The sequence below is a fragment of the Wenzhouxiangella indolica genome (assembly GCF_042310355.1).
Lineage (GTDB): Bacteria > Pseudomonadota > Gammaproteobacteria > Xanthomonadales > Wenzhouxiangellaceae > Wenzhouxiangella.
The window spans coordinates 33,853-49,138 of sequence record NZ_JBHJMR010000008.1; the positions used below are offsets into that span (position 1 = coordinate 33,853).

Sequence of the window (15,286 nt, forward strand, 5' to 3'; positions counted from 1 at the left end):
AGATCGCAACCCCGGCTCAGTCGGCCGCGAAGGCGAACAGCAGGTCAGCGTAGAACTTCTCGACTTGCGCGAGGCCGGCGGCTTCGACGCCCTCGGCCGGATGGATCAGCATGAACTCGTTGGGCGCATGGGCGCCGGTACCGTACCCGAGCCCGCCGAATACGAAGGGCAGGTCGAGATGGTCGGTGAACTGGTAGAACGGCGCACTGCCGGCCAGCCAGGGTGAGACGGTCGGCGTGTGACCGTAATGGTTGAAGACCGACAGGGCCGTACGCACGAGTCCCGAATCGACGGAGGTGGCGGCTGCCGGGTAACCGCGGCTTTCGATCTGGACCATTTCGAGGTCTTCGTAGCCATGGGCGTCGAGGTGGTCGCGAATCATCCGCCAGATATCCTCGGGATCACGCCCCGGCGGCAGGCGCGAATCGATCTTGGCCGTGGCCACATGCGGCAGGATGGTCTTGCCGCCATTGCCGGTGTAGCCCGACCACATGCCGTTGATGTTGAGCGTCGGCTCGAACAGCCCGCGCACGGCCAGATCGCGCCCCTCGAGATCGTCCACCCAGCGGCTGACTCCCATGGCCTCGCCGTGGTCGCCCCAGGATTCGCTGGCGACCAGGCCGTTGATCAGGCGCTGTTCGGCCGGCGTCGGGCCGCGCAGGCCGTCGTACCAGCCGTCGATGAGTACCGTGTTGCCGTCGGCGCTGGTCATCGACGCGATCGCGTTGACCAGGCGCAGCGCCGGCGAATCGACCGTGGCCTTGTACGAGCCGTGGATCTCGTGATCGCGCGGGCCGCCGTGATCGCCGCCGCGCGCCTGCAGCTCGAAGTAGACGATGCCCTTCACGCCCAGGTTGAGTGCGACCGAACCGTCCCGGCCCTGCAGGTTCATCGGGAAATAGGCGCCGTCGGCTTCGCGCAGGCGATCGAGGTAGGGTGCGAGCACCTGGCCGAAGTGGGACGAGCCCAGTTCTTCCTCGCCTTCGGCCACGACGAAGAGGTTGACCGGCAGCTCGCCCTCGGTCGCGATGATCGCCTCGAGGGCGTTGAGAAAGGCCCGCTGGGGACCCTTCTGGTTGGTCGCGCCACGCGCCATCAACACCGTGCCGAGGTCGGTCTCGACCAGCTCCCCGGCAAAGGGATCGTCGATCTGCCAGTTGTCTTCCACCGGCTGCACGTCGTACATCATGTAGACCACCAGGGTCTTGTCGGCGCCGGCGTCGTAGTGGCCGAAGACGCCGGGGTGTCCGTCGGTTTCGACGATGTCGACCTCGCCAAAGCCGATATCGCGCAGGTCACCGGCGACCATTTCCGCCATCTCGTCGATGCCGTCGTCCTGGGCGCTGATCGATCGCTGCCGGACCCATCGCCGGAGCTCGTTGACGTGGCGATCGATATCGGCATCGATGCGCGCGTGGACGGCCTCGTGCGAGCCGCGATAGGGCGCGATATCGCCGGCATCGAATGCCTCGCTGGTTTCGAAGGCGTGCACCGGGCGGACGTCGTGCTCGTTCTGTGCTTGTGCGCAAATCGGCGCTAGGGCCAGCGCGATGGCAGCGATCAGGAATGGATTACGGAAAACCAAGTGCGGCTCCTGGGTAGTGAATATCAAGCGACGGTCGGAGACCGTCGCACAGGAACCCAGTTTACCCCGCCGAGGCTCGTCTCAACCGGCCCAGCCCGGATGCTCGAAGTGCTCGCCGTAGGCCTGGAGCACGCGGTGGAGTCGATGCAGCCCCTCGTGCAGATCGTCGGATTCGCGCAGCGATTTTTCCGCGCCCAGGGCGGCGGCCAGCAGCTTGTGCAGTTCGGCGTCCGCGTCGGCCGGCAGTTGGCAGTTGGCGAACATGAAGTTGACGGCTTCCTCGACGGCGTCGGCCAGCTCGGCGGCCTGTTCAGCGTCGAACCGGTCGTTGCGATAGGCGTCATGGGCGGGCCGGAAGGCTTTCCGCAGATCGCTCATGCCCTGTCGAAGCGAGGCGTCGCTGGCCCATTTGCCATCGTCGGGGCGCTGCAGGTCCAGTTCGCCGCTGCCGTGCATGGCCCCGTGCTCATGCTCATGGTCCTCGGACTGGGCAGCGACGGGGGCGGCCAGCAGCGCCAGCAGACCGAGCGCTGCGATACGAAAAAGTGCGATCCTCATTGCGGTACTCCTTAACAGCTCGTTGTTCTCGGCATACGAGCCCGGGAAAACCGGGCTGAGCCAATCGATCAGTTGATCTTCGTCGTGCCGGTTGTCGTTCATGGGTAGCGGCAAGGATTGATTTCGGGCAAAAAGAGGTATACCAGATCCTGCTTTATTCACTATACGCCAATATCGACCCGCCGGGCGGGCCGGACAAGGCGCGCGAGCGCAGGACTGGCCGTCGCCAATTCAAGCGAGTGGAACACGGGCGACGGCTGCGCTCGCAAGGCTTCATTCGCTTCGCGAAAGTCGCTATGCGGCTCCGCCTGCCCTGCCCAAGGCGCTTGTGCCGCGGCTGAGTGTCAACTAATTAGCCGCATGGCCCGCTAGGCGCCCGGTATGAGCGGCGGAGGGGCGCGCGTGACTGACGCGATAGTCGGCGGCGATGACCGCCCCCAGCACCAGCACCGCCACGCCCTGGTGCAGCGTGCCCAGCACCACCGGCACGTAGAGCATCAGCGTGGCGATACCCAGCGCCACCTGCGCACCGACAAAGGCGAGCAGGATATGGAAAGCGCGGCGGGCGCCAACGTCCAGCGCGTGGCGACGCTGCCGCCACCAGGCGGCGACGGCCACCGCCAGCGTGGACAGCGCCAGCACACGGTGCATGAACTGCACCGTGGCGGTGTTCTCGAAGAAATTGCGCCACAGCGGCTCCAGCCCGAGGATGCCTTCCGGGATCCAACGCCCGGCCATGAGCGGGAAGTCGTTGTAGACGAAGCCTGCACGCAGACCCGCCACGAATGCGCCGACAAAGACCGTGAGCGAGGTCAGCACCAGCAGAGAGAGGGTCCAGCGCCGCATGGGATGCGGCCGATGCTCGGACGGCATCAACAACCCAAGGCCCATACGGAACATGAAGGCGAAGATGATCAGCGCCAGGCTCAGGTGCGCGGCCAGTCGATAGGGGCTCACGCGCGGAATGTCGACCAGCCCGCTTTGCACCATGTACCAGCCCATCCAGCCCTGGAGCGCACCCAGCCCCAACAGGCCCAGCAGCGGCCAGCGCAACCGCTGCGGAATCCAGCCCCGCCACCAGAACCACGCCAGCGGCAGGGCGAAGACCAGGCCCAGGGAACGAGCCAGCAAGCGGTGCCCGAACTCGAACCAGTAGATCACCTTGAACGCGTCGAGCGACATGCCGCGATTGACCTGCTGGTACTCCGGGCTGGCACGGTAGGCATCGAACTCGCGCATCCAGCGCTCTTCGGTGGTCGGCGGGATCACGCCGGTGACTGGCTCCCACTCGACCATGGAAAGCCCGGAGCCGGTCAGCCGCGTGGCACCGCCCAGCATCACGAGCAAGAAGAGCACAAGGCAGCAGACCATCAGCCAGATGCCGATGCGCCGTTGATGATGTTGTTCGATCAAGTTCATTGCAAAAGCGCCTTCCTGCCTGTGGTCGGGTGCGCAAACTCGTGCAAGCTTGCAGGCTCGCGATTATAAGTCGGGGCATGTCCACGCCGCGCAGGTTTCGCGCCTCGAGCCATCGCCTTCCCGGCGCCGGGCCTTATCTTGTATATTAAATGAATGTATTGGCGACCCCGACGACCGCGATTGCCGGGCCTCGACTGGGCGTACAATATATAAGCATTCACTAAACCATCTAGATGAGGAGAATCGAAATGCGCATTCCGATGATCGTCCTGGTACTGTCCGCCGGCATCTTGCTGGCCGATTCTGCGCTCGCGGCCGACGCGACTGCCGGCGAAACCCAGTTCAAGCAGCTTTGCGCCACCTGCCACGGACCTTCGGGACAAGGCGACGGACCCGCTTCGGCCAGCCTTAACCCCAAGCCGCGCGACCTGAGCAGCAGCGAGTGGCAGGAATCGGTTGATGACGCGCATATTCGCACCGTCATCACCGAGGGCGGCCCGGCCGTCGGCCTGTCGCCGATGATGACCGCTTTCGGTCACCTGGGCGATGGAGACATCGACAACCTGGTCGCCTACATCCGCAGCCTCGACGACTGAGAGCCCCGAACGGGCACTCAGGCTTCCGTCAGCCGACCCGAACGGTAGTCCGCCACGGCGCGCTCGATTTCCTCGCGCGTATTCATCACGAAGGGTCCGTACTGGGCCACGGGCTCGCCGATGGGGCGTGCGGCCAGCAGCAGCAACCGCGCGCCTTGGCCGCCCGCGGCAATCCGAACGCGCTCGCCGTCGCCCAGGATACCGGCGGCACGATGGGGCAAGGTCTTCCCGGCAATTTCCGCACCGCCTTCGTACAGGTAGACAAAGGCGCTGTGTCCCGACGTGACCGGTAGCTCGATCTCGGCGGCGGGCTCGAGGTGGACGTCGAGATACAGCGGGTCGGTTGCCATGCGACCGGCCTCGCCGTTGACCGGACCGGCAATGCTGCGCCCGTCCAGCGCCAGGCGACCGGCGATGACGCGAACCGCGCCGGCGGACAGCTCGACCGTCGGAATGGCCTCGGACGGAATATCGCGGTAGTCGGCCGGCTTCATCTTCTCGGCCGCGGGCAGGTTGATCCACAGCTGGAAGCCGCGCATGCCGCCTGACGACTGCTGCGGCATCTCGGAATGGATCACACCGCGCCCGGCGGTCATCCACTGCACACCGCCGGGGCCGAGGTCGCCGGTGTTGCCCAGGTGGTCGCTGTGCTGCATGCGGCCTTCGAGCATATAGGTCACGGTTTCGAAACCGCGATGCGGGTGCGGCGGAAAGCCGGAGAGATAGTCATCCGGATTGTCGGAATAGAACTCGTCGAGCATCAGGAAGGGATCGAGCCGCACCGCGTCGCTGGCCTGCTGGCCGAGGCTGCGCCGGAGCTTGACGCCGGCACCGTCGGAAGTCGGCAGCGATTCGATGATGCGTTCGAGCGTACGTGTCGTGGTCATGATGCGTTCTCCTCTGCGGCCTTCAGGCCGCCAGTCGTTCGATGGCTTCGACCGCTTGCGCGCGGGACTGTTCGGCCTGCTCGGGCCCCATTGCCAGGCCCTCGGCATAAGTGAAGCGAATGTCGCGGATACCCAGCATGCTGAAGAACATGCGCACCAGCGGCGTCTGGGTGTCCATTTCCGTGCCCTGGTACTGGCCGCCGCGGGCGGCGAAAACGTACAGCGGCTTGTCGTCGATCAGGCCCTCGGGGCCGTTCTCGGTGTAGCGGAAGGTCACCCCGGCGCGCGCGACGTGGTCCATCCAGGCCTTGAACGTCGAGGGCACCGAAAAGTTGTACATCGGCAGGCCCAGGGCAAGCTCGTCGGCGGACCTGAGCTCGGCAATCAGCGAGTCCGACACCGCCACGGCCGCGTGCTGTTGCGGCGTTCGCTCGGCCGGGTCGGCCTGGAATCCCTTGAAGGCCTCGGCGTCCAGGTGCGGCACGGTCTCGAGTGCGAGGTCGCGGCAGAGAACCCGGCCGTTCGGGTTGTTTTCGCGCCAGCGCGCGGCGAATGCATCGGCCAGCTGGCTCGATTGGCCCTGGCCGTTGAACAGGCTCGATTTGATGACGAGTAGGGTCTTCATGGTGCTGACTCCGGTGTGAGTTTCGGGTTCCGGGTTCCGGGTTCCGGTTTACGGTTTACGGTTTACGGACTACACGATACGTTTGCCTGGGGCGGATAAAAAGCGCAGAATTACGGCTGATTCATTCGAACTGTTCGAACATGGCGCACGCGAGGATTTCACTGGAGCAGTGGCGCGCGCTGGTGGCGGTGGTGGAGGCCGGCAGCTACGCGGCGGCGGCCGAGGCGGTCAGCAAGTCGGCCTCGACGCTCAACTACGCCGTCGACCGCATCGAGACACTGCTGGGGCTGGAGGTGTTTCGAATCGAGGGACGCCGGGCCGTCCTCACGGCATCCGGACGGACGCTTTACCGGCGTGCGAAGGCCCTGCTGGACGAGTCCGGGCAGCTCGAGCGGTTGGCGGGCCGGCTTGCGGCCGGCGAGGAGGCCGAGCTGCGGCTGGCCGCCGAGATCATCTTCCCGACCTGGCTGCTGCTCGAATGCCTGGACGCGCTCTCGGGCGACTTCCCGGAAATGCGCATCCAGCTGCATGAATCGGTGCTCGGCGGCACGACCGAGCTGCTCACCCGCGGGGCGGTGGACCTGGCCATCGCCTCCTCGATCCCGCCGGGCTTCGTCGGCGACCCCTTGATGCGGGTGCGCTTCATCGCCGCGGCCGCACCGCATCACCATCTGCACCAGCTGGGCCGCAGCCTGACGCTCGACGACCTGCGCGCCCACCGCCACCTGGTGGTCCGGGACAGCGGCAGCCAACCGGCGGCCGGCGAGGCCTACCGGGTGAGCGAACGGCGCTGGACGGTGACCAGCAAGGCCACCTCCATTCGAGCGGCCTGCATGGGCCTGGGTTTTGCCTGGTACGCCGAGGACATCATCCGGCGCGAACTCGACAGCGGGCAGCTTGTGCCGCTGCCGCTGGAGACGGGCCGGGAACGATTCGCGACCCTCTACCTCGTATTCGCCGACGCCGACGGTGCCGGGCCCGGAACCCGCCGCCTGGCCGAGCTGCTCGGCCAGGCGGTGGTTGATTGCAAACCCGCCTGAACGGTATCAGTCGGCCGCGAAGCGATCGGAGAAGATCCGATCGGCCATCCCGGCCGGATCCAGGATCACCACCAGGCCGTCGTGATCGGAGCTGCGCAGCACGTTGGAATCATCCTCCGCGGCCGCTTCAGCGACATCGACGTTGCCGCGCGCGTAGCCGAAGGCGGCCAGGTGCGACTGCGCCGCATCGCTGAGCAGCGCGTGGTCCAGGGCCTGCGAAACACCCCGGAAAATGAAGGAGTAACGCTCACCGACGGGCAGGCTCTCGATCGGCTTGTGCAGGACCGGGTCGACCTGGTTGGCCGGGTCGAATCCGGGCACGCCGTCGTTCTCGATGTTGACGAGGTTCTCGTCGATCACCGAGGTGCCCGACAGAAGACCGACGACGTCGACGTAGCCGTCGCTGAACTGGAAGGCATTCATGTCGCCGATGACCACGACCGGCAGCGAGGGATCACCGGTCTGCAGGGCCTGGATGCGCGCGGCGACCGACTGCGACTGTTCGTGCCGCTTCAGGCGCGTGCGGGTCTCGTCCTCGATGCCGCCGAGCGAACGCATGTGGTTGTTGATCACCACGAAGGGCCAGTCGGCGCCGTCGGCGATGAAGCGCGCCTCGAGCTGCAGCGACGGGCGGTCGTGCAGCGGCGTGTTGTCCGAGCTCAGGCAGGCGTCAAGATCGATGGGCTCGACATTGTCGACGGCCACGCGGGCCGGATTGACCAGGTAGCCGTTGTTGATGTTGCCGCGGTCGTTGCCGAAGACCAGGTAGGACTCGTAGCCGACCGGGCTGGCAGCCAGCGAATCGATGCGCGCGGCCAGGTCGTCGAGCACGTCGGCGCTTTCAACTTCCTGGAAGGCGATCACGTCGGGCAGGCCCAGGCCGTCGATGATCGTGCCGGCGACCTTGTCGAGCTTGGCGTCGTACTCGGCCTGCGAGGGCGTCTCGCGGTCTTCGGCGATGTAGCCGGCGTCGCAGGTGGGAATGGGACGCGGGCCGTCCTGCACGGTGTCGAACAGGTTCAGCGCGTTCAAGGAGGCGATGCTGACCTGATCGGCCGCGGCAACCGGCGCGGGCACCGGCAGGCTCGGCTCCTCGAGGATCTGGTAGCTCGTCGGCCAGATCTCGTAGTCGCTGAACTCGTAGCCGAGCACACCGGTCGCCTCCAGGCGCGTACCACCCGTGACCTCGGCGTTGGCCAGCCCGAGGCGGTCGAAGTCGATTTCAAACGCTTCCGGGTTGCCGTCCCAGACGGCGCACTGCGGGCATGTGCCGCCCAGGCCGGGGTACTCGACGCCCGGCTCGCGCAGCGAGCGCTCGCCCGAGGCGGTGATGACCGCCTCGGCCACCGGGTCGGTGCCGAAGCTCTGGTTGGGCGCGGTGACGAAGGCGTCGGCCACGCGAACGCGCATGCCCTCGAAGCATTCGAAGTTGTTGACGCCACAGCTGGGCGATTCCGGATCCGGCGAAGGCAGCTGCGCGTCGAAGTCGACGACTTCCGGCAAGGCCTCGCCCGAGGCGAGGACATCGATACCCGTCGGATTGGTGATCTGCGTGCTGTCGAAGAACTCGGCGACGTTGCCGCCGAGCGTCAGGCGGTCACCGACGGCCACGGTCGGCGCGGCGGCGGTGTAGACGAAGATGCCGCGCGAGGCCAGCGGCAGGTCGCTGGAATCGCGATCGTCGGGCATCTGCAGGAAAAAGCCGTTGTCGGCCAGGGCGGTGACGATGTTGTCGTCGAGGGCAACGAAATCGCCGTCGCCGTTGCCGCTGGCGGGCGCGAAGGGCGAGCGCAGGCCCTCGCCCTGGACCTGGTGAATCGAAAGCGGCGCGATCACGCCGGTGACGTGCTGGTCACTGGCCGTTACGGATTCGGCGTTGAGCGTGCCTGCCGCCTCGATCTGGTTGGTCAGGTCGCCGCTGGCGCCGGCCGCCACCTCGACCGTGAGCGAGAAGTCGATGCTGCCCTCGGCCGCGAGCGTACCGAAATCCCATTCGTAGACGCCCGCCGAGGGATTGGTCGGGGTCACGCCGCTGGTGTCGGAAACGTAGCTCACATCGGCTGGCAGCGTGTCGGTCACGACCAGGCCGGTGATGTCGTTCTCGACCGAGGTATTACCCACCGAGATGTCGTAGACCAGGGTCTCTTCGGGCTCGACGTTTGCCGGGCCGGTCTTGCTCAGCGTCAGGCCGCCGCCCCCGGTGCCCGGCGTGCCCTCGATCAGTATGTTGTCGAATCGATTGTTGCCGCTGCTCGAACTGGCGCCGTCGAGCGTGATGCGAATCACGGCCTGGCTGTTACCTTCGAGCGCACCGATGGCTGAGAAGTCGTAGCTGACGACGCTCCAGCTGCTGCCGAGCGCGCCCGAATCGGTTTCGAACGGCGTGAAGCTGGAACCGCCGTCGACGGAATAGGAAACCTGGCGACTGTCGAAGCCGGTACTCGTTCCCCGCTGCGCCCAGCTGACGACGACATCCTCGTAACCGCTGGTATCGACGGCCAGATCGATGTGCATGCCGTTGTTGCTCTGACCCGAGCAGCCCTGCGGCGAGAGCGAGCCGCCCGAGCCATAGCCGCCCAGCGCGTTGTCGCTGGTACCGCCGAAGCTGGCAATGCAGTCGTAGACGCCGTCGGTATCGGAAGTGTCGAAATTCGCCAGCGACAGTTCGCCGACACCCTCGTCGGCGGCCTGCGGAAAGCTGGTGGTGGTAAAGCCGAACCCGCCGCCGGGCAGGTCGTTGGCGTTCTGCGCCCAGTAGGCAATGGTCTCGGTTTGCGCGCTGGCCTGGATGGCAAGGCACAGCAACGCCGCAGCAAGAATGGCTCTCATCGATTTTTCCTGTCTTGTGATTCGCACAGACCCGGCACCGCGGACCCTCCCGGTCGCGGCCACGAGCGTTTGGAGCGCAATGATGTCAGGATCGGCTGACAGGACGGTTGCGCGCACATGACCGGGGTGTTTCAACGTGCTGGTACCGGCGCATGCGCTGCAGGTTGTAAACTGTCGAGAGCCGGTTGGCAAGTCCGCCGGCCGAGGATGCAACCCATCACCAATAGGGAACGACATGGCGAGAACGGAATCCACGATGCTCCCGCTGGGCACGCCGGCGCCCGACTTCCGGCTCCCCGACACCGTCAGCCAGGAGACGCTGAGCTTCGAAGACATCGCCGGCACGCACGCCACGCTGGTGATGTTCATCTGCAACCACTGCCCCTTCGTCAAGCACGTGCTCGAAGAGCTGGTGCGCCTGGGCAACGACTACGACCGCAACCAGGTGGGCGTGGTCGCCATCAGCAGCAACGACGTCACCGGCTACCCGCAGGACCGGCCCGAGCGAATGGCGGAGCTGGCCCGTTCGAAGCGCTTCCCCTTCCCCTACCTGTTCGACCAGTCGCAGAACGTCGCGCGCGCCTTCAGCGCCGCCTGCACGCCGGAGTTCTACGTCTTCGACGCCGACCGCCGCCTGGTCTACCGCGGCCAGCTCGACGACTCGCGCCCCGGCAACGACAAACCCGTCACCGGCCGCGACGTCCGCGCCGCCCTGGATGCCTTGCTGGCGGGACTGCCGATCACCGAAGACCAGAAGCCCTCGATCGGCTGCAATATCAAGTGGAGAGAGTGAAAGAAGGTTTCAGGGTTCAGGTTTCAGGTTTCAGGAAAACAAGACAGGGGTTGGTGTTCGGGGCTCGGGAAGCCAGGCGGCCTCGCGCGGCTTGTCCGCCCACCGCTGCTCAGATATACCCCGGCGCCCCTGAAACCTGAACCCTGAAACCTTAATAACGATGCTCCCCATCGACGCCGTCCTCCCGGAGCTGCTCGCGACGCTCGAAGAGCATTCAACCGCGTTGCTCCAGGCCCCGACCGGCAGCGGCAAGACCACGCGGGTGCCGCTGGCCCTGCTGGATGCCGGCTGGCGCGGTGATCGCCGGATTCTCATGCTCGAACCGCGACGGCTGGCGGCGCGCTCGGCCGCGCGCTTCATGGCTTCCGGGCTGGGCGAGCAGGCCGGCGCCACCGTCGGCTACCGCACGCGGCTGGACACGCGCGTGTCGGCCGAGACCCGAGTCGAGGTCGTCACCGAGGGCATCCTCACGCGCCTGATCCAGTCCGACCCGGCGCTGTCGGACTACGCCGCCGTCATCTTCGACGAGTTCCACGAGCGCTCGCTGCAGGCCGACCTCGGGCTGGCGCTCACGCGCGAATCGCAGCAGGCGCTGCGCGAGGACCTGCGCCTGTTGGTCATGTCGGCGACGCTGCCCGGCGAACGACTTTCCGCCCTGCTCGACCACTGCCCGACCGTCGTCGCCGAGGGGCGCAGCTTTCCGGTCGAGGTCAGCTACCGCCCACCCGAGCGACAACGCAGCCTGGAGGCGCACACCGCCACCACCGTGCGCGAGGCGCTCGAGCACGAGCCCGGCTCGGTGCTGGTTTTCCTGCCCGGCATGCGCGAGATTCGCCGGGTGGCCGAACGCCTCGAGGGCCGACTGCCGAAGGACACGCAGCTTCACCTGCTGCACGGCCAGCTCGGCGCGCGCGAGCAGGACGAGGCCATCCGCCCGGCAGCGTCCGGTTCGCGCAAGATCGTTCTGGCCAGCGCCATCGCCGAGTCGAGCCTGACGATCGAGGGCATCCGCCTGGTGGTCGACGCCGGGCAGCAGCGGCGGGCGCGCTTCGACCCCAACAGCGGCATGACCCGCCTGGTCACCGATCGGGTCTCGAAGGCTTCGGCCGAGCAGCGCCGCGGCCGCGCCGGGCGTCTCGAGCCCGGCCGATGCTTCCGCCTGTGGAGCCAGGCCGAACACGACCGACTGCAGCCGCAGGCCTCACCGGAAATCGCCTCCGCAGACCTGGCGCCGCTGGTGCTGGAACTGGCGCAGTGGGGCGTGACCGACCCGTCCGGCATGGCCTGGCTGGACCCGCCACCGGCGGCCGCCTGGAACCAGGCCGTCGAACTCCTGCAGGGCCTCGACGCCCTCGACGGCGAGGGCCGGATCACCCCGGAGGGCCGGGCGATGCTCAAGCCGGGCCTTCATCCGCGCCTGGCACACATGGTGCTGACCGGGCGCCGCCTGGGCCTGCCCCGAAGCGCCGGCGAACTGGCCGCCCTGCTCAGCGAACGCGACATCGGCGGGTTCGACGAGGTGGACATCGGCCTGCGCCTGGCGCGACTGCGCCAGGCCGGGCAGCGCGCAGGCGGGCCGCTCGGGCGCATCCGCCGGGCGGCCGAGCGGATCAGCGGCGGCCGGCGCGACGACCCCGCCGCGGACCTGGGTATCGGCGCGCTTCTCGCCGCGGCCTGGCCCGATCGCGTCGGGCAGGCACGTTCGCGCCAGCGCGGCCGCTTCCTGCTCAGCAACGGCCGCGGCGCCGTCGTCGATGCCGCCGACCCGCTGGCCGGCAGCGAATTCCTGGTGGCCTGTGACCTCGACGGGCAGGCGCGCGAGGCGCGCGTTTACCTGGCCGCGGCGGTCAGCCGGGCCGAAATCGAATCGGTGCTCGGACCGCGTATACGGACGGCCGAGTCGGCCGACTGGGACGAGCGGCGCGGAACGGTCGTGGCCCGGCGCGAGCGTCGTCTCGGCGCCCTCGTGCTCGAGTCGGCGGAGCTCGAACGCCCCGGCCCCGAGACGCTTCAGGCCGGCCTGCTGGCCGCGGTCCGCCGAAAGGGGCTGGATGCGTTGCCCTGGAATACCGCGGCGCGCCAGCTCCAGGCCCGCGTCGCCCTGCTGCGCTCGCTGTGGCCGGACGACTGGCCGGCCGTGGACGACGACACCCTGTCCGGTTCGCTCGACGACTGGCTCGCGCCCTGGCTGGCCGGCATGCGCCGCTGGCAGGACCTGAACGCCCTGGATCTGGTCGCCATCGTGTCCAACCTGCTCGGCCACGACCGGGCCCGACGACTGCGCGAACTGGCACCCGCGCGGCTGACCCTCCCGACCGGTCGACAGGCGACCCTCGACTACCTGGCCGAGAACCCGCCCGCACTCAATATCAAGTTGCAGGCGATGTTCGGTTGCCATGAGACGCCTTCGATCGCAGGCGGACGAGTGGCCGTGACGCTTCACCTGCTCTCGCCCGCCGGGCGCCCCCTGGCGGTCACTTCCGACCTGGCCAGCTTCTGGCGCAACGGTTACCGCGACGTACGCGCCGACATGCGCGGCCGCTACCCCAAGCACCCCTGGCCGGAAGATCCGCTCGCGGCACGGCCCACGGAAAGCACGCGCCGGCGCGGTGATTGACAGCGCGCGGGCCGTTGACTAGATTGGAACGTCGTACGAATCGCTTCGTCAGAATTCGAAGGCACCGTATCCCGCAGGGAGTCCACGATGAGCCAACCCCCGAAGCCGACGCCGTCGGAGCTGAAGATCCTCAAGCACCTGTGGCAGCAGGGTCCGTCGACCGTGCGCGCCGTGCACGAAGCCATCGGCGTCGACGCCGGCCACAGCTATACCACCACGCTCAAGCAGATGCAGATCATGCACGGCAAGGGCCTGCTCCGCCGCGACGACTCGCAGCGCGCCCACGTGTTCCAGCCGGCCTGCGGCGAGGAGTCCACCCAGCGCGCGATGCTCGACGACTTCATGAATCGCGTCTACGAAGGATCGGCTTCGCAGCTGGTGCTGCAGGCGCTGGGCACCTCGAAACCCGCCAGCGCGGATGAGCTCGCCGAGATTGAACGGCTCGTCCAGCGCCTGCGCCACGAAACCGGCGGGGGCGACCGGACATGAACTGGCTTGACCATGCCCTGGTCGACGCACTCGGCCTGTCGCTGCTCCACTTTCTCTGGCAGGGCGCGCTCATCGGCCTGCTCTATGCCGCATCGCTGCCGCTGATGCGCGCTAGCTCGGCGCAGTCGCGCTACCTCGTGGCCGTTGCCACCCTGGCCCTGCTCGCGCTGGCACCACCGATCACGCTGGCGCTGCTGCTGGGCGCGAACCCGGGCGCCGCCGCGGCGCCCGCCGCCGGCGCAGTCGATGCGGGCGTCCTGGTCGGGTTCGGAACGGGCGCAGTCCCGGCGACGGGCGACGGGGCCGGCTTCGCGCACTGGGTGGTCATGGCCTGGCTGGCCGGTGTCACCGTCCTCAGCGCCCGCCTGCTGATCGGCTGGCGCTTCCTCCGCCAGCTGCGACGCAGCGCCGACTTCGACGCGGCGCGCTCGCTGCGCCCCCTGCTTCGGGCGCTGGCCGGGCGACTGGCGCTGGGCCGCCCCGCGGCCGTCGCGGTATCGGCCGGCATCCGTTCCCCGGTGGTCATCGGCTTTCTGAAGCCGCTGGTGCTGCTGCCGCCGGCGGTCCTGTTCGGCCTGCCGACCCGCCAGCTCGAGATGGTGCTGGCGCATGAACTGGCCCACGTGCGCCGACTCGACCACCTGGTCAACCTCGGCCAGACCGTCGTCGAGACGGCGCTTTTCTATCACCCGGTCGTTCGCTGGGTTTCTCGCCGCATCCGGACCGAGCGCGAAAACGCCTGCGACGACCTGGCGGTGGCCGTCACCGGCGATCGCCTCAGCTACGTGGAAATGCTGGCCTCGATCGAGAAGCTGCGCTACCGCGGGCCGAAGCTGGCGCTGGCCGTGCACGACGGACAAGTCCTCAGCCGCATCCGGCGGCTGGTCGAGCGCGGCCGGCCCGGCCGCCAGCTGGGCCTGGCCGGGCCGGCGCTGTTGCTCGCGCTGATCCTTGCAACCGCCGGCGGCCTGCATTTCGTCGAGCCGGAAGCTGAAGCGCCCGAACCGGAAGCCGAACCCGTTGCGGAAGCGTCCCCGTCGGAGACAGGGCCGGAGCCGGAGCCGGAGCCCAAGCCCGAGCCGGACCCGGAGCAGCAAGGCTCGGCCCCTGTAGCCGAGGCACCGGAACCCGCCGCCATCGACCGCGCCGAGCGGCCGAGCGCGACAGAACAGGCGCAACCGACCCGCTCGCTTGCAGCGGCGGTCGCTCCGCTGCCCGAGCCGACGGCAGAGCAAGCCGAAACCACCGACGACACCGGCACGGCTTCGGCAGCAAGCGAACCGCCCGCCCTGCCAAAGATGGAAACCGACCGGCTGCCGCCGGTATCCGAACTGATCGAACCCGCGGCCGAACGGGAACTGGCCATGCTGGCACAGCCGGCCCTCACCATCCCCATGCTGCCCGAGCCGCCCGCGCGTAAGGCGGCACCGGCCGGGCAGAAACCCGGTCTGTCCGGCGGCAAGCTGATCGAACGCATCGAACCGGAGTACCCGTCGCGCGCGATGCGGCGCGGCATCGACGGCAGCGTCGAAGTGGAGTTCCTGGTGACGCGCAGCGGCGAAGTTCGCGACGTACGCGTGCTCGACGAATCGCCGCGCGGCCAGTCCTTCGCCGAGGCCGCGCGCGAGGCCGTTAGCGACTGGCGGTTCGAGCCCTTCCAGCAGGACGGCCAGCCCGTCGAGCACCGCATGCGCCTGGGCTTCGCGTTCGACCTGGGCGACGAAGCCGGCGGCGAGTGCCGCAGGGAAACCGGATCGCGCATCCCGCGCTGCTATTAACCCGGCGGCAATGTAGATTGCATTCAGCCGCCGCTCAGGTTGCCGCGACCGGCCACGGTACAATTGCGCG

At 67.9% G+C, this 15,286-nt stretch carries 12 protein-coding genes; 6 read left to right on the plus strand and 6 right to left on the minus strand.

Going from position 1 to position 15,286, the window contains the following annotated elements:
* Nucleotides 1–16: 16 nt before the first annotated feature.
* The 3 genes from ACDC67_RS10110 to ACDC67_RS10120 all read right to left on the minus strand — a co-directional run bounded on the left by ACDC67_RS10110 (nt 17) and on the right by ACDC67_RS10120 (nt 3,562).
* Entirely contained in the window at nt 17–1,585 is a 1,569-nt protein-coding gene (locus ACDC67_RS10110; RefSeq protein ID WP_376692802.1) for a M20/M25/M40 family metallo-hydrolase, read from the minus strand.
* An 81-nt stretch (nt 1,586–1,666) separates the two neighbouring features.
* The gene (locus ACDC67_RS10115; protein ID WP_376692804.1) at nt 1,667–2,143 is read right to left on the minus strand and encodes a hypothetical protein; all 477 of its coding nucleotides are present in this window, start codon (nt 2,141–2,143) and stop codon (nt 1,667–1,669) included.
* 348 nt (nt 2,144–2,491) lie between these two features.
* Nucleotides 2,492–3,562: a COX15/CtaA family protein gene (locus ACDC67_RS10120; RefSeq protein WP_376692805.1), complete on the minus strand. Its 1,071-nt coding sequence runs from the start codon at nt 3,560–3,562 to the stop codon at nt 2,492–2,494.
* 248 nt (nt 3,563–3,810) lie between these two features.
* Between ACDC67_RS10120 and ACDC67_RS10125 the strand changes: the two genes are divergently transcribed.
* Nucleotides 3,811–4,158, plus strand: a complete 348-nt coding sequence (locus ACDC67_RS10125; RefSeq protein WP_376692807.1) for a c-type cytochrome — start codon at nt 3,811–3,813, stop codon at nt 4,156–4,158.
* Between the two features lie 17 nt (nt 4,159–4,175).
* Here the strand turns inward: ACDC67_RS10125 and ACDC67_RS10130 are convergent, their stop codons facing one another.
* Together ACDC67_RS10130 and ACDC67_RS10135 are read right to left on the minus strand one after the other, a co-directional pair.
* Entirely contained in the window at nt 4,176–5,045 is an 870-nt protein-coding gene (locus ACDC67_RS10130) for a pirin family protein (protein WP_376692809.1), read from the minus strand.
* A gap of 22 nt (nt 5,046–5,067) precedes the next feature.
* The gene (locus ACDC67_RS10135) at nt 5,068–5,670 is read right to left on the minus strand and encodes an FMN-dependent NADH-azoreductase (protein WP_376692810.1); all 603 of its coding nucleotides are present in this window, start codon (nt 5,668–5,670) and stop codon (nt 5,068–5,070) included.
* 140 nt (nt 5,671–5,810) lie between these two features.
* Between ACDC67_RS10135 and ACDC67_RS10140 the strand changes: the two genes are divergently transcribed.
* Nucleotides 5,811–6,710: a LysR family transcriptional regulator gene (locus ACDC67_RS10140; protein ID WP_376692811.1), complete on the plus strand. Its 900-nt coding sequence runs from the start codon at nt 5,811–5,813 to the stop codon at nt 6,708–6,710.
* A gap of 6 nt (nt 6,711–6,716) precedes the next feature.
* Here the strand turns inward: ACDC67_RS10140 and ACDC67_RS10145 are convergent, their stop codons facing one another.
* On the minus strand, nt 6,717–9,539 hold the full coding sequence (locus ACDC67_RS10145; protein ID WP_376692812.1) for an endonuclease/exonuclease/phosphatase family protein: 2,823 nt from the start codon (nt 9,537–9,539) through the stop codon (nt 6,717–6,719).
* Between the two features lie 235 nt (nt 9,540–9,774).
* On the opposite strand from ACDC67_RS10145, the gene ACDC67_RS10150 reads away from it, so the two are divergent.
* The 4 genes from ACDC67_RS10150 (at nt 9,775) to ACDC67_RS10165 (ending at nt 15,216) form a co-directional block, all read left to right on the plus strand.
* Nucleotides 9,775–10,332 (plus strand): thioredoxin family protein, encoded by a 558-nt coding sequence (locus tag ACDC67_RS10150; protein WP_376692814.1) that lies wholly within the window; start codon nt 9,775–9,777, stop codon nt 10,330–10,332.
* Between the two features lie 160 nt (nt 10,333–10,492).
* Nucleotides 10,493–12,949 (plus strand): ATP-dependent helicase HrpB, encoded by a 2,457-nt coding sequence (gene hrpB, locus ACDC67_RS10155; protein ID WP_376692816.1) that lies wholly within the window; start codon nt 10,493–10,495, stop codon nt 12,947–12,949.
* Between the two features lie 87 nt (nt 12,950–13,036).
* Nucleotides 13,037–13,438 carry a BlaI/MecI/CopY family transcriptional regulator gene (locus ACDC67_RS10160; RefSeq protein WP_376692817.1) on the plus strand — a complete coding sequence of 134 codons (402 nt, stop codon included), beginning with the start codon at nt 13,037–13,039 and terminating at the stop codon, nt 13,436–13,438.
* Nucleotides 13,435–15,216, plus strand: coding sequence for a M56 family metallopeptidase (locus ACDC67_RS10165; protein WP_376692819.1), 1,782 nt, complete (start codon nt 13,435–13,437; stop codon nt 15,214–15,216). The genes ACDC67_RS10160 and ACDC67_RS10165 overlap by 4 nt, the downstream gene beginning before the upstream one ends.
* Nucleotides 15,217–15,286 lie beyond the last annotated feature (70 nt).